12 protein-coding genes and 1 tRNA gene are annotated in these 17,988 nt (G+C 70.7%); 4 read left to right on the top strand and 9 right to left on the bottom strand.

The annotated features are described in order from the left end of the window. Positions 1 to 11: 11 nt before the first annotated feature. The 7 genes from EJF31_RS01575 to argS form a co-directional block, all read right to left on the bottom strand. Positions 12 to 383, bottom strand: a complete 372-nt coding sequence (locus tag EJF31_RS01575) for a response regulator transcription factor (RefSeq protein WP_125035346.1) — start codon at positions 381 to 383, stop codon at positions 12 to 14. A gap of 133 nt (positions 384 to 516) precedes the next feature. Continuing rightward, entirely contained in the window at positions 517 to 2,415 is a 1,899-nt protein-coding gene (gene rho, locus EJF31_RS01570; protein ID WP_260430572.1) for a transcription termination factor Rho, read from the bottom strand. A 289-nt stretch (positions 2,416 to 2,704) separates the two neighbouring features. Next, a complete protein-coding gene (gene thrB, locus EJF31_RS01565) occupies positions 2,705 to 3,616 on the bottom strand; it encodes a homoserine kinase (protein WP_125035345.1) in 912 nt (303 codons plus the stop codon). Between the two features lie 4 nt (positions 3,617 to 3,620). Further along, entirely contained in the window at positions 3,621 to 4,757 is a 1,137-nt protein-coding gene (thrC, locus tag EJF31_RS01560; protein ID WP_125035344.1) for a threonine synthase, read from the bottom strand. Beyond that, a complete protein-coding gene (locus EJF31_RS01555; RefSeq protein ID WP_125035343.1) occupies positions 4,754 to 6,049 on the bottom strand; it encodes a homoserine dehydrogenase in 1,296 nt (431 codons plus the stop codon). The genes thrC and EJF31_RS01555 overlap by 4 nt, the downstream gene beginning before the upstream one ends. Continuing rightward, complete coding sequence (gene lysA / locus EJF31_RS01550) at positions 6,046 to 7,446, bottom strand: diaminopimelate decarboxylase (RefSeq protein WP_125035342.1); 1,401 nt, start codon at positions 7,444 to 7,446, stop codon at positions 6,046 to 6,048. Before lysA ends, EJF31_RS01555 begins: the two co-directional genes overlap by 4 nt. After that, entirely contained in the window at positions 7,443 to 9,110 is a 1,668-nt protein-coding gene (gene argS / locus EJF31_RS01545) for an arginine--tRNA ligase (protein WP_125035341.1), read from the bottom strand. The genes lysA and argS overlap by 4 nt, the downstream gene beginning before the upstream one ends. A 149-nt stretch (positions 9,111 to 9,259) precedes the next feature. On the opposite strand from argS, the gene EJF31_RS01540 reads away from it, so the two are divergent. The 3 genes from EJF31_RS01540 to EJF31_RS01530 all read left to right on the top strand — a co-directional run bounded on the left by EJF31_RS01540 (position 9,260) and on the right by EJF31_RS01530 (position 12,506). Next, positions 9,260 to 9,332: transfer RNA gene (locus EJF31_RS01540), tRNA-Arg, on the top strand. Positions 9,333 to 9,507: 175 nt separating this feature from the next. Further along, positions 9,508 to 10,863 carry a hypothetical protein gene (locus EJF31_RS01535; RefSeq protein WP_125035340.1) on the top strand — a complete coding sequence of 452 codons (1,356 nt, stop codon included), beginning with the start codon at positions 9,508 to 9,510 and terminating at the stop codon, positions 10,861 to 10,863. 248 nt (positions 10,864 to 11,111) lie between these two features. Next, a complete protein-coding gene (locus EJF31_RS01530) occupies positions 11,112 to 12,506 on the top strand; it encodes a hypothetical protein (protein WP_125035339.1) in 1,395 nt (464 codons plus the stop codon). A 60-nt stretch (positions 12,507 to 12,566) separates the two neighbouring features. Here EJF31_RS01530 and EJF31_RS01525 read toward each other — a convergent pair whose 3' ends face one another. Both EJF31_RS01525 and EJF31_RS01520 read right to left on the bottom strand, forming a co-directional pair. After that, complete coding sequence (locus EJF31_RS01525; RefSeq protein ID WP_260430571.1) at positions 12,567 to 13,496, bottom strand: LCP family protein; 930 nt, start codon at positions 13,494 to 13,496, stop codon at positions 12,567 to 12,569. Continuing rightward, on the bottom strand, positions 13,493 to 14,089 hold the full coding sequence (locus EJF31_RS01520; RefSeq protein WP_125035338.1) for a hypothetical protein: 597 nt from the start codon (positions 14,087 to 14,089) through the stop codon (positions 13,493 to 13,495). The genes EJF31_RS01525 and EJF31_RS01520 overlap by 4 nt, the downstream gene beginning before the upstream one ends. Before the next feature lie 146 nt (positions 14,090 to 14,235). Here EJF31_RS01520 and EJF31_RS01515 point away from each other — a divergent pair, with 146 nt between their 5' ends. After that, positions 14,236 to 17,988 (top strand): multifunctional oxoglutarate decarboxylase/oxoglutarate dehydrogenase thiamine pyrophosphate-binding subunit/dihydrolipoyllysine-residue succinyltransferase subunit, encoded by a 3,753-nt coding sequence (locus EJF31_RS01515; RefSeq protein ID WP_125035337.1) that lies wholly within the window; start codon positions 14,236 to 14,238, stop codon positions 17,986 to 17,988.

Raw genomic sequence — 17,988 nt, 5'->3', positions numbered from 1 at the left:
GACCGGGACACCTAGCGCACCCTGGAGAGCAGGGCCTGGACGCGGGAGGCGAGCTCCCGGGGACTGAAGGGCTTGGTGATGTAGTCGTCGGCCCCGGAGTCGAAGCCGGTCTCGACGTCGCTCTCCTGGGCCCGCGCGGTCAACAGGATGACCGGCAGGTCGGCCAGGGCCGGATCGGCACGGATGGCGCGGATGGCGTCGAGGCCGGAGACGCCCGGCATCATCACGTCGAGGACGGCGAGGTCGGGTCGTTGGGCCTGGCAGGCGTCGATCGCGGCGGCACCGTCGGAGACCGCGACGACGTCGTGACCCAGGGTGGACAGCTTGAACTCGACGAGCTCTCGGATGTCGACGTCGTCGTCAGCTACCAGGATCCGAGCCACGTGTGTCCCCTTCGCTCACCGAGTGCTGTCCCCGCATCTCGTGTGCGTGAAGCCTAGGGCATCCGCACGCACAACGGGCCGAGCCGCACCCGAAGGAACGGCCCGGCCCGGTGGCCAAACTGGAGGGGACGACTCAGTCGTCGCCGCCGCCCGTGGTGGGCGTCGTCTTCTGCACCTGCATCAGGAACTCGATGTTGGTGTGCGACTTCTTCAGGCGCTCCAGCAGCAGCTCGAGCGCCTGCTGGCCGTCGAGCCCGGAGAGCACCCGGCGGAGCTTCCAGACGATGGCGAGCTCCTCCTTGCTCATCAGGAGCTCCTCGCGACGCGTGCCCGACTGGACGGCGTCGATGGCCGGGAAGAGACGCTTGTCCGCGAAGTCGCGACGCAGGCGGATCTCCATGTTGCCGGTGCCCTTGAACTCCTCGAAGATCACCTCGTCCATCTTCGAGCCGCTCTCGATGAGCGCCGTGGCCAGGATCGTCAGCGAGCCGCCGTTCTCGATGTTGCGGGCGGCACCGAAGAACCGCTTCGGCGGGTAGAGCGCCGCCGAGTCGACGCCACCGGACAGGATCCGGCCGCTGGCCGGGGCGGCCAGGTTGTAGGCGCGGCCCAGGCGGGTGATGCCGTCGAGGAGCACGACCACGTCGTGACCCAGCTCGACCAGCCGCTTGGCACGCTCGATCGCGAGCTCGGCGACCATCGTGTGGTCGGCGGCCGGCCGGTCGAACGTCGAGGAGATGACCTCGCCCTTGACCGAGCGCTCGAAGTCGGTGACCTCCTCGGGGCGCTCGTCGACGAGCACGACCATGAGGTGGCACTCGGGGTTGTTGGTCGTGATGGAGTTGGCGATCGACTGCATGATCATCGTCTTGCCGGCCTTGGCCGGGGACACGATCAGGCCGCGCTGCCCCTTGCCGATGGGGGCGGCGATGTCGATGACCCGGCCGATCAGGTTGGTCGGCTCGGTCTCGAGGCGCAGCCGCTCCGAGGGGTAGAGCGGTGTCAGCTTCGCGAACTCCACGCGGCCCTTGCTGGCCTCGGGGTCGGCGCCGTTGACGCTGTCGATCTGCACCATCGGGTTGAACTTGGCCCGGCTCTCGCCCTCGCGGGGCTGGCGCACCTGGCCGACGATGGCGTCACCGCGGCGGAGGCCGAGCTTGCGCACCATCGAGAGCGACACGTAGACGTCGTCGGCACCGGGGAGGTAGCCGCTGGTGCGCACGAACGCGTAGTTGTCCAGCACGTCGAGGATGCCGGCGGCCGGCACGAGGACGTCGTCCTCGAGGATCGTGGTGTCGGGCTCGTTGCGCTGGCCGGGGGCACCGCCGGGGCGGTTGCCGCCGCCGGTGCGGTCCCGGTCGCGGCCGCGGCGTCGGCGGTTGCGACGGCCCTCGCCCTCCTCGCCCTGCGGCTGGCCGCCCTGCTGCTGGCCACCCGGCTGGTTGCCCTGCTGGCGGTCCTGCTGCTGGCGGTCCTGCTGCTGACGGTCCTGCTGCTGGCGGTCCTGCTGCTGGCGGTCCTGCTGCTGACGGTCCTGCTGCTGGCGGTCCTGCTGCTGGCGGTCCTGCTGCTGACGGTCCTGCTGCTGGCGGTCCTGCTGGCGGTCCTGCTGCCGGTCCTGGTTGCGGCCCTGGCGGTCCTGCTGCCGGTCACCGCGAGCGCGGCCACCCTGCTGGTCGTCCTGGTTCTGCTGGCGGCGCTCCTGGCGCTGCTCGGCCGGCTTCTCGGCGGGCTTCTCCGCCGGCTGCTCGGCCGCCTTCTCGGGCGCCTTCTCGGGTGCCTTCTCGGGTGCCGGCGCCTTGTCGCGGGGCTTCTCGGCCGCCTTCTCGCGGGCCGGGCGCGCCGCGCCGCCACCCTGGGCGGCCTTGATCGCCTCGACGAGCTGCGCCTTCTTCATGGCGCCCGCACCGGGGATCCCCATGCTGCCGGCCATCGACTTCAGGTCGGCGATGAGCATGGAGTTGAGTCCCCCACCGCGCTTCTTCGGGGCGTCCCCGGAGGCTGCGGTGGTGGATTCGATGGTTTCCGTCACGTGAGGTCCTTCCCACGTATCACTGCCGAGCCGGTCCCGGTGGGGACCGCCGGCGTCTGGTCATTGCTTCCTCGACCGCCGTGGCTCACCACAGGGGAGGGCGATGGCGGAGGTGTGGGGCGAGGCCCACATGAATGAGGAAGGAGTTGCACCCGGGTGCTGCCACCGGTTGAGGGAGGGGTCACCGAGAGTGCTACGTCGAGATGTCTGACGCATTTCCACCGTAGCATCCGGCTCGCCAAATGTGTGCCGGGGCACGTTATTCGGCGCTGTCGGCTCAACGGGTCGGTCAGGGGCCGACGCGGACCCCGTCCCGGTCGACAGTGAGGTGGTGCACCGCCCAGCCCTCGGGGCACCGGGCGACCAGGTCCGCCGCGGCGCCGGACTCCTGCCCCTCGGTGAAGACCAGCACGGTCGGGCCGGCGCCGGAGACGATGGCGGCGTGCCCCTCCCCGCGGAGCAGGTCCACGAGGGCGAGCGACTCGGGCATGGCCGGCCGCCGGTAGTCCTGGTGGAGGTAGTCCCGCGTGGCCCGGTGGAGGTGCTCGGGCTGACCGGCGAGCGCCGCGACCAGCAGGGCGGTCCGGCCCGCGTCGGCGGCTGCGTCGGCGTGCGGCACCTCCGCAGGGAGCAGTCCACGCGCCACCTCGGTCGAGACCGGGGTGGGCGGCACGAACACGACGGCCGCCACGCGCGGGTCGACCGACGACGCCACGGCGTAGAACTCGCCGTCCTCCTGCCCCGAGATCACGAAGCCGCCGTGGAAGGCGGGTGCCACGTTGTCCGGGTGCCCCTCGATCCGCGCGGCGAGCCGGAAGACTGCGTCGTCGTCCATGAGGAGCGTGCCGCCGGCGACCAGGGCCCGGGCCAGGCACACCCCGGCCACGATGGCCGCCGAGGACGACCCCAGCCCGCGGGCGTGCGGGATCACGTTGGCGCAGGCCAGCCGCAGGCCGGCGGGCTCGGCGCCCATCTTGGCGAACGCGGCACGCATCGAGCGGACGACCAGGTGCGACTCGTCCCGGGGCACGTCGTCCGCCCCGACCCCGGAGACCTCGACGGCCAGGCCGCCGGTCGTGACCTCGGCCTCGAGCTCGTCGCGCAGGTCGAGCGCGAGCCCGAGCGAGTCGAAGCCGGGGCCGAGGTTGGCCGAGGTCGCGGGGACCGAGACGCGGACCGGGCCGCTGACGAAGGTCACCATGCCGTCAGGCGAGCCCGGCCGCGCGCGCGGCGGAGGCCACGTCGGCGTCGCACACCGTGTCGACGATGCGCTGGCCGCTGCCGGCGAGGCCCTCGAGCGCGGTGGCGGTGTCCTTCAGCCCGTGCCCGGTGACCGTGATGACCACCGAGGTGCCGGCGTAGGACTCCCCGTGGGCGAGCTCCTGCAGCAGCCCCGCGACACCGGCCGCGGAGGCCGGCTCGACGAAGACGCCGTCGTGGGAGGCCAGGTCACGCTGGGCCGACAGGATCTGGTCGTCGGTCACGGCCGCGAAGCGACCGCCCGACTCGTCGCGCGCCGCCTCGGCGAGCTTCCACGACGCCGGGTTGCCGATCCGGATCGCGGTGGCCTTGGTCTCGGGGTCAGGGAACGGCTCGCCGGTGACGAGCGGCGAGGCGCCCTCGGCCTGGAAGCCGCGCATCACCGGCCGCCTGGTCGCGAGCCCGAGGTCGGCGTACTGCTGGTAGCCGAGCCAGTAGGCCGAGATGTTGCCGGCGTTGCCCACGGGCAGCAGGTGGAAGTCGGGGGCGTCGCCGAGGAAGTCGACGATCTCGAAGGCGGCCGTCTTCTGGCCCTGGAGCCGGACCGGGTTGACGGAGTTGACCAGGGCGACCGGGTAGTCCCAGGCCAGCCCCTTGGCGATACCGAGGCAGTCGTCGAAGTTGCCGCGCACCATGATGACCTGGGCGCCGTGCAGGATCGCCTGGGCCATCTTGCCGGCCGCGATCTTGCCCTCGGGCACGAGCACGAGCGGCTTGAGGCCGGCCTTGGCGGCGTAGGCCGCCATCGACGCCGACGTGTTGCCGGTCGAGGCGCACACCACGGCCTCGGCACCGTCGTGCTTGGCCACCGAGATGGCCGCGGTCATGCCGCGGTCCTTGAACGACCCGGTCGGGTTGTCGCCCTCGACCTTGAGCCACACCTCGGCCCCGGTCAGGCCGGAGAGCCACTCGGAGTGGACGAGCGGGGTGCCGCCCTCACGGAGGGTGACGGCGGGCGTGCCCTCGGGGATCTCGAGGAGGTGGCGGTACTCCTCGATGACGCCCCGCCACTGGTGGGTCCGGGTCACCTGCCGGTGATCGAGCTTGGCCTGTCCTGAGCTTGTCGAAGGGTCGAGATTCATTCCTGGTCTCCCTCGACGCGCATCACCGAGGTGACCTCGCGCACCATGTCCATGCCGCGCAAGTGCTCGACCGTGGAGCTGAGCTGGGCGTCGGTGGCCTCGTGGGAGACCACCACCAGCTGGGCCTCGTCGCCCCGGCCCTCCTGGCGCACCGTCTGGATCGACACGCCGTGCTCGGCGAACGCGAGCGCGACGGCGGCCAGCACACCGGCCTTGTCGGCCACGTCGATCGCGACGTGGTAGCGGGTGAGGGTCTCCCCCATCGGCAGCACCGCCCGGTCGGCGTACGCCGACTCACCGGCGCCCCGGGTGTTCGCGAGGCGGTTGCGGGCGACGGTGACCAGGTCGCCGAGCACGGCCGAGGCCGTGGGCGAGCCGCCCGCGCCGGGGCCGTAGAACATCAGCTGTCCGGCGGCCTGCGACTCCACGAAGACCGCGTTGTAGGCCTCGCGCACCGACGCGAGCGGGTGCGACCGCGGGATCATCGCGGGGTGCACACGCACGGCGACGGCGTCGTCCTTGAGCTCGCAGATGGCGAGCAGCTTCACGACCGAGCCCATCTCGCGCGCCGACTGCACGTCGGCGGCGGTGACCTCGGAGATGCCCTCGCGGTAGACGTCGTTGGCCGTCACGCGCGAGTGGAACGCCAGCGACGCCAGGATGGCGGCCTTGGCGGCGGCGTCGAAGCCCTCGACGTCGGCGGTCGGGTCGGCCTCCGCGTAGCCGAGCTCCTGGGCCTCCTCGAGCGCCTCGGTGAAGCCGGCCCCCGAGCTGTCCATCTTGTCGAGGATGAAGTTGGTGGTGCCGTTGACGATGCCGAGCACCCGGGTGACCTTGTCCCCGGCCAGCGACTCGCGCAGCGGCCGCAGGATCGGGATCGCACCGGCGACGGCAGCCTCGTAGTAGAGGTCGCGCCCCGCCTTCTCGGCGGCCTCGAACAGCGTGGGCCCGTCCTCGGCGAGCAGCGCCTTGTTGGCCGTGACCACGCTCGCGCCGTTCTCGAGCGCGGAGAGGATCAGCGAGCGCGCCGGCTCGATGCCGCCGATCACCTCGACGACCAGGTCGACGTCCGCCCGGGCGACCAGCCCGGCCGCGTCGGTCGTCAGCAGGCCCTCTGGCACCTCGACCTCGCGCGCCGCGTCGAGCCGGCGTACGGCGACGCCGACCAGCTCGACCGGAGCGCCGACCCGGGCCGCCAGGTCGCCGGACTGCTCACCGAGCAGCCGCACCACCTGCGAACCCACCGAGCCGCACCCGAGCACCGCCACCTTGAGCGGTTTGCCGTCCCTCACTGCTCATCACCCACGTCTGTAGCCAACAGGTCGTCCTCAGTCTCGCGGCGTACGACGACCCGCGTCGCGCCGTCCCGCACCGCGATCACCGGGGGCCGGAGCGCGTGGTTGTAGTTGGAGGCCATCGAGCGACAGTAGGCACCCGTGCCCGGCACCGCCAGCAGGTCCCCAGGGGCGACGTCGGCGGGCAGGAACTCGTCCTTGACCACGATGTCGCCGGCCTCGCAGTGCTTGCCGACCACGCGCGCCAGCACCGGCGGCGCCTCCGAGGACCGCGAGGCGAGCGTGCAGGAGTAGTCGGCGTCGTAGAGGGCGGTGCGGATGTTGTCGCTCATGCCGCCGTCGACCGACACGTAGGTCCGGACCGCGCCGCCGTCGAGGGCGACCGGCTTGACGGTCCCGACCTCGTAGACGGTGCACATGGCGGGTCCGACGATCGCGCGGCCGGGCTCGATGGACAGGTGCGGCTCGGGGATGCCCAGCGCCCGGCACTCGTGCTCGACGATCTTGGTCATCTCCGTCGCGAGCTGCGCGGGGTCCGACGGGTCGTCCTGGGTCGTGTAGGCGATGCCGAAGCCGCCACCGAGGTCCATCTCCGGCAGCGTGACGCCGAGCTCCTCCGAGACGCGCGCCTGCAGCGCGAGCACCCGGCGGGCGGCGACCTCGAAGCCGGAGGAGTCGAAGATCTGCGAGCCGATGTGCGAGTGCAGGCCGAGCAGCTCGAGGCCCGGCGCGTCCTGGACCTGCCGGACGGCCGCGAACGCGTCGCCCGAGGTGATCGAGAAGCCGAACTTCTGGTCCTCGTGCGCGGTCGCGATGTACTCGTGGGTGTGCGCCTCGACGCCCGCGGTCACGCGGATCATCACGCGGGCGGTGGCCCCGAGCTCGGTGGCCACGGCCGCGAGCCGCTCGATCTCGCTGAAGGAGTCGACGATGACGCGCCCGACCCCGAGCCGCACGGCGCGCCGCAGCTCGGCCACGGTCTTGTTGTTGCCGTGGAAGCCCACGCGGGACATGTCGAAGCCGGCGCGCTCGGCGACGGTCAGCTCCCCGCCCGAGCACACGTCGAGGCAGAGCCCCTCCTCCGCGACCCAGCGGGCCGTGGTGGTGGAGAGGAACGCCTTGCCCGCGTAGAAGACGTCGTACGCCGCGAACGCGTCGCGGAACGCGCCGGCCCGGGCGCGGAAGTCCGCCTCGTCCAGGACGTAGGCGGGCGAGCCGTGCTCGGCGACCAGGTCCGGCAGGGCGACTCCCCCGACCTCGAGGACGCCGTCGACCTTGGTGGCCGTGGTCGACCACAGGTGGCTGACGAGCTCGTTGGTGTCGGCGGGGAGCCGGAGCCAGGACGGGCCCTTGGGGCCCTCGGCGTGCGCCCAGCCGGCCTCGTGCGCCCTCACATCCGCTCCGGGGCGGAGACGCCGAGCAGGCCGAGGCCGTTGGCGAGCACGGTGCGGGTGGCCTCGATGAGCAGGAGCCTGGCGCGGTGCAGGTCGCTGGGCTCCTCGTCGCCCATCGGCAGCACGCGGCAGTTGTCGTAGAAGCGGTGGTAGATGCCGGCCGTGTCCTCGAGGTAGCGGGCGACGCGGTGCGGCTCGCGCAGCTCGGCGGCGCTGGCGACGACCCGCGGGAACTCCGCGAGGGCGCGCAGGAGGTCGCCCTCCTTCTCGTGGGCCAGGAGGCCGGGGTCGAAGTCGTCGCCATGGGCGGGCGCCAGGCCCAGGTCGGCGGCGTTGCGCAGGATCGAGGAGACCCGGGCGTGGGCGTACTGGACGTAGTAGACGGGGTTGTCGTTGCTCGCCTTCGCCCAGAGGTCGAGGTCGATGTCGATGTTGGTGTCACTGGTGTAGCGCGCCAGCACGTAGCGCGAGGCGTCCTTGCCGATGGCGTCGACGAGGTCGTTCATCGAGATGACCGTCCCCGCCCGCTTGGACATCCGCATCGGCTGGCCGTCCTTGAGCAGGTTGACCATCTGCCCGATCAGGATCTCCAGGTTGCGGCCCGGCTCGTCACCGAAGGCCGCGCACATGGCGTTCATCCGGCCGACGTAGCCGTGGTGGTCGGCCCCCAGCATGATGAAGCAGCGCTCGAAGCCGCGCTCGCGCTTGTCGAGGTAGTAGGCCAGGTCACCGGACAGGTAGGCCGGCTGTCCGTTGGAGCGGACGATGACGCGGTCCTTGTCGTCGCCGTACTTCTCGGTGACCAGCCACAGGGCGCCGTCCTGCTCGTAGGTGTTGCCGAGCTCGGTCAGCCGCTGGATCGCCCTGTCGACCGCGCCGCTCCGGTGCAGGTCGTCCTCGTGGAAGTAGACGTCGAAGTCCACACCGAAGTCGTGGAGGTCCTGCTTGATCTCGGCGAACATCATGGTCACGCCGACCTGGCGGAAGACCTCGTTGGCCTCCTCGTCGGGCAGGTCCACGGCGTCGGGGCGCTGGTCCACGACCGCCTTGGCGATCTCGTGGATGTAGTCGCCGCCGTAGCCGTCCTCGGGGACTCCCTCGCCGCGGGCGCTGGCCAGCAGCGACCGGGAGAACCGGTCGATCTGGGCGCCGTGGTCGTTGAAGTAGTACTCGCGGGTGACGTCGGCGCCGGTGAACTCGAAGATCCGGCCGAGCGCGTCGCCGACCGCGGCCCAGCGGGTGCCGCCGAGGTGGAGCGGGCCGGTCGGGTTGGCCGAGACGAACTCGAGGTTGATCCTCTCCCCCGCGAACACCCCGCTCGAGCCGTACGTCGCCCCCGCAGCCGCGACCTCGGCCGCGACCCGGCCCTGCGACCCGGCCGACACCGAGATGTTGAGGAAGCCGGGCCCGGCGATCTCGACGCCGTCGATGCCGTCGGTCTGCACGAGCCGGTCGTGGACGATCGTGGCGAAGTCGCGCGGCGGCATCCCGGCCTTCTTGGCCAGCTGCAGCGCCACGTTGGTGGCGTAGTCGCCGTGACCCTTCTGCCGGGGTCGCTCCACCGTCACCGTCACCGGCACTCCGTCCGGCAGGCTGATCGCCCCCTCGTCGGAGAGGGTCGTCAGGGCGTCGACGATGGTCGCGGAGAGCTGCTCGGGAGTCACCCAGCCAGCCTATCGGCGCGCCCCGTGCAGCCCCGAACCGCGATCGGTCGTGGGATGCGCGGGCCGATTGCGGCCCGATTGCTGGCCGACCGCGGGTCGGTTGTAGGGTCATCGCAGCCACCGCGGCGCAGCGTCGACGCGGCAGCATTGCCTCCGTAGCTCAGGGGATAGAGCACTGGTTTCCGGTACCAGGAGTCGAAGGTTCGAATCCTTCCGGGGGCGCTTCACCTCATCAACGGCCGCCGCCCGCCCCCTCGGGGCGGCACTGGTCTGGTCCACACCCGGTCACGGGTGAGTTCTCTCCCCCACGTGGGTATCCCCCACCCAACGGGGTTACCTGCGCGTAGCCGACCTGCGGGTGAGGGAGACACACGTGACGACATCGATGAGGCGCGCGGTGGCTGCATCGGCCGCCCTGGCCGCCGCCCTGGCGGGCGCCCTGGCCGGCGGCACCCCCGCGGAGGCCCAGCACGGGAGCGACGGCACGACGGGCAAGCCGATGCCGACCGACTTCGGGTTCAAGGGCGACGTGTTCGGCGTGAAGCTCCTGCTGGAGAACGTCGAGCAGCGCTCGGTCAAGGACGCCTACGCCCAGCAGCGCTGCACGCGCTACGCCGGCCGCGAGGTCGTGAAGAGCTCCACCGCCGCCGTCCCGGACAACCCGCTCATCAACGTCTCGGCCACGACCAGCCGCACCCGGACCTACCGCGACGCCGACACCGGCACGTACGGCGTCCGCGGCTCCAGCGCCATCTCCGACGTGGAGATCGGGGGCGACGTGGGCGGCCAGCAGACCCCCACCATCTCCATCAAGGGCTTCACCACCAGCTCCGACGCCTTCCACTCCGCGCAGGGGTTCGGCCACCGGGAGGCGCTGGACTTCGCCAGCTTCCAGATCGCCCACCTCTCCGACTCCGTCCCCGTCCCGCCCGAGCTGCAGGACCTGCTCGACGCGATCGACAGCACCACGGGCGACGTGGTCGGCCAGGTGGTCGACGTGCTCCAGAGCGCCAACACCCCCATCGAGATCCCCGGGCTCGGCAGCATCTCGCTGGGCACCAACAAGGGCAGCACCGGATCGCACTTCGCCATCTCGGAGAGCTACGCCCTCAAGATCAACGTGGACGCCAACGGCCAGAACCAGACCCTCGAGCTCGGTCGCGCCCGCACCCGCATCGGCAGCCCGACCCCGGGCGGCGTGTTCCGCTCGATCGCGATGGGCATGGACGCCTACGCGCTCAACAACACCCTGCACCTCGGCAACATCCAGCAGCGCTCCATCCCCTGCGAGGGCACCGGCGGCAAGGTCAAGCACCAGCACGTCGACTCGGCCTCACTGGCCCTGGGCGTGATCGTCAACCTGACCGGCATCGACTACCGGTTCAAGGGCGACCAGAACGCCGACGGCACGGCCAGCGGCTTCACCTCCAGCCACATCGACAAGGTCGAGATCCCGGCGGTCAACCTCGAGCTCGACGACGTCAACGGCAAGGTCGCGGTCGACCACCGGCACCCCACCGGCGCGGTCGGGCGGACGATCACCTTCAGCGTCGGCAAGATCCTGGTCAACGGCGAGGAGCAGCCGGTCCCGCCCCCCGGCAAGTCCCTGAGCTTCCAGGGCGGCGTGATCGAGACCCGGATCGTGAAGAGCAACTTCTACGGCTCCGAGGTGCACGCCGTGCGCGTGACCCTGACCGACTTCGACTCGGTCCTCGACTTCGGGTGGGCGGCGGCGCACGTCTTCCCCCGGTGAGTCGGCGTCCGCGAGGACCCGGCGGCGGCGTACCCCCGCACGGAAATGGCCCGAAAGGACTACTTACCTGGCAGTAACCCATCGCATCGGCAGGCAGTTGCCTGACCTGAGGGAATCTGCCCGGAGATTTCCTCGCCGGGAAGGGGTGCGCCTCGCTTCCCGGTGACCTGGATCTCGGCTGGGTCATCCGCCAGTGCCGCAACGACCGTGGAGGGAACGCGGCTCACCCCAGGATGAAGGCAGGAACCATGAAGAAGTCCCTCAGCAGGGCGATCGCGGTCACCGCGGTCTGCGCAGCCGGTGTCTCCGGCGCCCTCGTCACCAACCCCGCGGCCGACGCGGCCCGGGGCCACTCCGCCACCCACGCCAAGCCGGTCCCGACCAACTTCGGCTACAAGGGCGACGTCTACGGCGCGAAGGTGCTCGTCGACGGCGTCGAGCTCCGCACGCTGAAGGACGCCTACGCCCAGCAGCGCTGCACCAGCTACGCCGGCCGCGAGGTCGTCAAGAACTCCACCGTCTCGGTCCCCGGCAACGACTACGTCCACGTCTCGGCCCTGTCCAGCTCGACCGAGACCTACCGCGACGCCGCGGCCGGCCTCAACGGCGTCAAGGGCATCTCGACGGTGGGCGACGTCGTCCTCGGCGCCACCGACGGGTCCACCCCGAAGCTGTCCCTCCAGGGCCTCCGGTCGATCTCGAACGCCTTCTACGACGCCAAGACCGGCACGTTCGGTCACCAGGAGACGTTCACGGCCCCCGAGCTGACGATCACCAACCTCCCCGACGGGATCCCGCCGGAGCTCCAGGACCTGCTCGACACGCTGACCCAGACCGGCGGACAGGTGACCGGCGCGGTCATCGACGTCCTCCAGCAGGCCACCGGCGGCGTCATCGAGATCCCGGGCCTGGGCAGCATCGGCCTCGCCGGCGTCAAGAGCGGCAGCGCCACCTCCGACCACGCGATCTCCGAGACCTACGCGCTGCGCCTGATGACCGACCTGACCGGCCACCCGACGGTGCTCGAGCTCGGCCGGGCCCGCACCCGCATCGCCAGGCCCGTCCCCGGCGGCGTCTTCCGCTCCACCGCCATGGGCCTGGACATGTTCTCCGGGAACGCCCTGCACATGGGCAACCTCGGCCAGCGCTCCATCCCCTGCGAGGGCACGGGCGGCAAGGTCAAGAAGCAGCACCTCGCCGATGCCTCCGTCCTGGGGGGCCTCGCCACCCTGACCGGCATCGACTACGCCTTCATGGGCAAGCAGCTCTCCGACGGCTCGGCCCGCGGCATGGTCTCCAGCAAGCTCGGCAAGATCACCCTGGACAGCATCGGCCTGGAGATCGACGGCATCGCCTCGACCGTCCACATGTACAAGCCGGCCGGCACCAACCGGGTCCGCAAGTCGATCGACACGAGCATCGCCAAGATCCTGGTCAACGGCGAGGAGGTGGCCGTGCCCAAGCCCGGCGAGACCATCGAGCTCGGCGACGGCACCGGCAACTTCCTGCAGTACCGGGTCGTGAAGAACAACTTCTACGGCTCCGAGGTGCACGCGGTCGTGCTGACCCTGAGCGACTCGTTCACGCCCGGCGGCTCGATCATGGACCTGGGCTGGGCGGCCGGGAAGATCTTCCCGCGCTGACCCACACCTGATGCCCCACGAGACCGGGCGGTCCCTCACGGGCCGCCCGGTTCTCGCGTCTCAGCAGTGCTCGAGGGTGGCGTCAGCGCGGGCCTCGTCGCCGAGCATCCGCGCCTGGCTGGTGAAGGGCAGCACCACGCTGGCGCCGCCGATGTCGCCGATGCCGCCCTGCACGACACAGGTCGTGATCTTGTGCGGGTCGACCTGCGCCACCGCCTGGCCGAGCCGGAAGAGCTCGGCGGGCGGCAGACCCGTGTGCAGGTGCGCCATCACCGACAGCACCCCGCGCTCCATGAAGCCCCGCTCGTGGGAGCGGGCGCGGACCTTGGCCTGGATGCCGCGCAGCACCCGCTGCTGGTTGGCCGAGCGGTCGAAGTCGCCGCGGATCAGGTTGTGCCGGATCCGCGAGAACGCCATGGCGTCGTACCCGCCGAGGTGGATCCGCCCGGCCCGGAAGCCGCGCGGCTTGAGGTAGGTGTCGTCGAAGGCGATGGGGTTGTCCACCTCGATGCCGCCGATGTCGCGCACCATCGCGATGAAGTACTTGAACCGGGTCACGAACACGTAGTCGGGCTGGATGCCCACCAGGTTGCCGACCGTCTGCCCGAGGAGCTCGGGGCCGCCGTAGTAGAGCGAGGCGTTGATCTTGTCGTAGCCGTGGCCCGGGATGTCGACCCAGGAGTCACGGGGTACGCCGATCGCCGCGGCCGCACCGGTCCTGGTGTTCATGCCGATCAGCTGGAGCGCGTCGCCGCGCGTGTGGGTCATGTCCTCGCCGGGCCGGGCATCGGATCCCACCGCGAGGATCCAGACCACGTCGGGGCTCAGGTCCACGCCCGAGGCCTGGTGGACCTTCACCAGCTCGATCTCGGTGGACTTCACCGCCGAGTCCGGCACCACCAGCGCGGCGACGGCGAGCACGAGGCCCACGGTGAGGGTGCGCAGCGCGCGGGGGTAGCGCTTGCGGAGTGCATTCATCGGGGGGGTCATCGGGCACCTCCCTTGGTCATGTCGTAGCCGAAGACCCGCCAGCCGTCGTCGTTGCGGGTCAGGAACAGTCGGCCCTTCACCTCCAGGTGCCTCTCGACCTTGCCGGTGGTCGCGAAGTCGAGGACGACCCGGGCGGTGACGCCGACCGGCTTGCGGCGCACGGCCAGCACGTCGATGCGGACGCGACGCTTGCTGGCCTCCACGGAGTCGATGCGCTTGCCGATGTCGGCGTTGCTCATCAGCTTCCGGTCGTGGACGGCCTCCTGCCGGGCGCCGGTGGTGAACCCGGGGAAGGCGTCGTGGAAGTCGCCGCGCGGGTAGTCGCCCGCGGTGAAGGCGGCGTCGAACCAGGCGTCGACGACCGACCCGATCGCCTCCTTGAGGTGCGCGCCCTCCTTCTTGGGCAGCTTGCCGGTGACCTTCCCGAGGGTCGCCTTGGTGACGACCTCGGGGGCGGCGCTCTCGCTGGCGGTCGCGGAGGCCGAGGTGGAGCTGTCCGGGGGGTTGTCGTCGGTGCTGTCGCCGCTGCAGGCAGTGGCCGTGAGGGCCACCGCCAGGGCCGCGGCGGCGACCGGTCGGACGGGGTTTCGCATGGTGGGGGATCTCCCTGTCGTGTGGCTTCCGTGACACCCTGCCCGAAAGGCGACCCTTCCACGAGCATTTGCTGGCGTGTGGGTCTAGCCTTGACGACTGAATCATCGATCCCCGCGCGCGATCTCTGGAAGAGGCGAACCCACCCGTGCCGCAGTCCTCAGGCAATCAGTCTGACAGCCAGTCTCCCGAACAGCCCTCCGCCGACTTCGGCGCCAACGAGTGGCTCGTGGAGGAGATGTACGACCAGTACGTCAAGGATCCCTCGAGCGTCGATGCGACGTGGGTGAAGTACTTCCAGGCCAACGGCGGTGGCGCCAACGGCCAGGCCGCCAACGGCGCGGTCGCGGTGAAGCAGGCCGAGAAGCCGGCCGCCCCGGCTGCTGCCCCGGCCGCCAAGGCACCCGAGAAGACTGCGGACAAGGCTGCGGACAAGACCGAGAGCCCGGCTCCCGTGGCGAAGCCGCGTCCGGCCAACAAGGCCGCCGAGGTCGCCCAGGGCACGAGCAACCCCGTGCCCAAGGAGTCTAAGCCGGCGGCCCCCGCCGCGGCGAGCGACGAGCCGACCTACACCGTGCTCCGCGGCGCCCCGGCCCGCACCGCCCAGAACATGGACGCGTCGCTGACCGTCCCCACCGCGACCTCGGTGCGCAGCGTGCCGGTCAAGCTTCTGTGGGACAACCGCACCGTCATCAACAACCACCTCGCCCGTGCCCGCGGCGGCAAGGTCTCCTTCACGCACCTGATCGGCTACGCGCTGGTCAAGGCCCTGAAGTCGATGCCCGAGATGAACGTCGGCTTCGACGTCGTCGACGGCAAGCCCAACCTGATCACGCCGGCGCACATCAACCTCGGCCTCGCGATCGACGTCCCGAAGCCCGACGGCTCGCGCCAGCTGCTCGTGCCGAGCATCAAGGCCGCCGAGACGATGGACTTCGCGGGCTTCTGGACCGCCTACGAGGAGATCGTCCGCAAGGCCCGCGACAACAAGCTCGGCGTCGTGGACTTCCAGGGCACGTCGATCTCGCTGACCAACCCGGGCGGCATCGGCACCAGCCACTCCGTCCCGCGCCTGATGAAGGGCCAGGGCGCCATCATCGGCGTCGGCGCCATGGAGTACCCGCCCGAGTGGCAGGGCGCCTCGGACGAGGCGATCGCCCGCAATGCGATCAGCAAGGTCATGACGCTGACCTCGACCTACGACCACCGCGTCATCCAGGGCGCGCAGTCGGGCGAGTTCCTCAAGCGCATGCACCAACTGCTGCTCGGCCAGGACGACTTCTACGACGAGATCTTCCGCTCGCTGCGCATCCCCTATGAGCCGATCCGCTGGTCCAGCGACATCGCGACCACCCACGACGACGACATCAGCAAGCAGGCGCGCATCCTCGAGCTGATCCACGCCTACCGCGTGCGCGGCCACATGATGGCCGACACCGACCCGCTCGAGTACCGCCAGCGCAGCCACCCCGACCTCGAGGTGGAGTCACACGGCCTGACCCTGTGGGACCTCGACCGCGAGTTCGCCACCGGCTCGTTCGGCGGCGAGGGCCGGCGCTTCATGAAGCTGCGCCAGATCCTCGGCATCCTGCGTGACTCCTACTGCCGCACCACCGGCATCGAGTACATGCACATCATGGATCCCGAGCAGCGCCGCTGGATCCAGGAGCGCGTCGAGCAGCCGCACACCAAGCCGCCCCGCGAGGAGCAGCTGCGGATCCTGCTGAAGCTCAACCAGGCCGAGGCCTTCGAGACCTTCCTGCAGACCAAGTTCGTCGGCCAGAAGCGCTTCAGCCTCGAGGGCGGCGAGACCACGGTCCCCGTGATCGACGAGATCTGCGAGGCCGCGGCCGAGTCGGGCCTCGACGAGGTCGCGATCGGCATGGCCCACCGCGGGCGCCTCAACGTGCTGGCCAACATCGTCGGCAAGAAGTACTCCCAGATCTTCCGCGAGTTCGAGGGCAACATCGACCCGCGCACGGTCCAGGGCTCCGGCGACGTGAAGTACCACCTCGGCGCCGAGGGCGAGTTCGAGGCCGGATCCTCGGACAAGATCAAGGTCTCGGTCGCCGCCAACCCCTCGCACCTCGAGGCGGTCGACCCGGTCCTGGAGGGCATCGCCCGCGCCAAGCAGGACGTGCTCAACCGTGGCTCCGACTACCCCGTCCTCCCGCTCCTCGTCCATGGTGACGCGGCGTTCGCGGGCCAGGGCGTGGTCGCCGAGACGCTGAACCTCAGCCAGCTCCGCGGCTACCGCACCGGCGGCACCATCCACCTGGTCGTCAACAACCAGGTCGGCTTCACCACCTCGCCGGGCTCCTCGCGCTCCTCGCTCTACTGCACCGACGTGGCGCGGATGGTGCAGGCGCCGATCTTCCACGTCAACGGCGACGACCCGGAGGCGTGCATCCGCGTCGCCCGGCTCGCGTTCGAGTACCGCCAGGCGTTCAAGAAGGACGTCGTCATCGACCTCGTCTGCTACCGCCGCCGCGGTCACAACGAGGGCGACGACCCGTCGTACACCCAGCCGCTGATGTACGACCTGATCGAGCAGAAGCGCTCGGTGCGCAAGCTCTACACCGAGTCGCTCATCGGCCGTGGCGACATCACGATCGAGGAGGCCGAGCAGGTCCTCCGCGACTACCAGCAGCAGCTGGAGCGGGTCTTCACCGAGGTGCGCGAGGCGAGCAGCCAGCCCTCGGAGTGGACCACCGTCCCGGACTACCCCGAGAAGTCGGCCGGCGACACCGCCACGGCCGTCTCCCGCGACGTCCTCAAGCGGATCTCCGACGCCTACGTCACCCCGCCGGAGGGCTTCACGGTCCACCCGAAGGTGATGCCGCAGCTGCAGCGCCGCGCCGCCGCGATCACCGACGGCCCGATCGACTGGGGCACGGGCGAGATCCTCGCGTTCGGCTCGCTGCTCATGGAGGGCCGTCCGGTCCGCTTGGCCGGGCAGGACTCGCGCCGCGGCACGTTCGTGCAGCGCTTCGCGACGATCATCGACCGTGTCAACGCCGACGAGTGGACCCCGCTGACCTCGCTCACCGAGGACCAGGCGAAGTTCCACGTCTACGACTCGCTGCTCTCCGAGTACGCCGCGCTCGGCTTCGAGTACGGCTACTCCGTGGCGCGTCCCGACGCCCTGGTGCTGTGGGAGGCCCAGTTCGGCGACTTCGTCAACGGCGCGCAGACCGTCATCGACGAGTTCATCTCCTCGGGCGAGACCAAGTGGCGCCAGCAGTCCGGTGTCGTGCTCCTCCTGCCGCACGGCTACGAGGGCCAGGGCCCCGACCACTCCTCGGCCCGCATCGAGCGGTTCCTGACGATGGCGGCCGACGAGGCGTTCGTGGTGGCCCAGCCGTCCACGCCCGCGTCGTACTTCCACCTGCTGCGCCAGCACTCCCTGGGCGAGGAGCACCGCCCGCTGGTGGTCTTCACGCCGAAGTCGATGCTCAAGCGCAAGGAGGCGGCCTCGGCGCCCGACGACTTCACGTCCGGCACGTTCCGTCCGCTCATCGGCGACGACCAGGCCGACCCCGAGAAGGTCGACACGCTGCTGCTGTGCTCGGGCCGCGTGACCTGGGACCTGATGGTCGACCGGGCCAAGCGCGAGAACGGCGAGCGGTTCGCCATCGCCCGCGTGGAGCAGCTCTACCCGCGTCCGCTGGACGACATCAAGGCCGAGATCGCGAAGTTCCCCAAGCTCAAGGTCGTGCGCTGGGTGCAGGACGAGCCCGCCAACATGGGCCCGTGGCCGCACTACGCGCTCAACGTGTGGCCGGAGGTCGACGCCCGCGTCGAGCCGGTCACCCGCGAGCAGTCGTCCTCGCCCTCGGTCGGCACGGTCAAGCGGCACATGGCCGAGCAGAAGGACCTGCTCGACCGGGCCTTCAGCTAA

The organism is Nocardioides sp. LS1 (assembly GCF_003865225.1).
GTDB classification, from domain to species: domain Bacteria; phylum Actinomycetota; class Actinomycetes; order Propionibacteriales; family Nocardioidaceae; genus Nocardioides; species Nocardioides ginsengisegetis.
Note: the sequence above shows the minus strand (reverse complement) of the source record. Positions and strands in the feature narration are given on the sequence as shown.

Excerpts from the sequence above, each read along its gene's own strand:
- thrB (WP_125035345.1), bottom strand. The coding sequence starts at position 3,616 with ATGGTGACCTTCGTCAGCGGCCCGGTCCGCGTCTCGGTCCCCGCGACC.
- thrC (WP_125035344.1), bottom strand. The coding sequence starts at position 4,757 with ATGAATCTCGACCCTTCGACAAGCTCAGGACAGGCCAAGCTCGATCAC.
- EJF31_RS01530 (WP_125035339.1), top strand. The coding sequence starts at position 11,112 with ATGAAGAAGTCCCTCAGCAGGGCGATCGCGGTCACCGCGGTCTGCGCA.
- EJF31_RS01525 (WP_260430571.1), bottom strand. The coding sequence starts at position 13,496 with ATGACCCCCCCGATGAATGCACTCCGCAAGCGCTACCCCCGCGCGCTG.
- EJF31_RS01520 (WP_125035338.1), bottom strand. The coding sequence starts at position 14,089 with ATGCGAAACCCCGTCCGACCGGTCGCCGCCGCGGCCCTGGCGGTGGCC.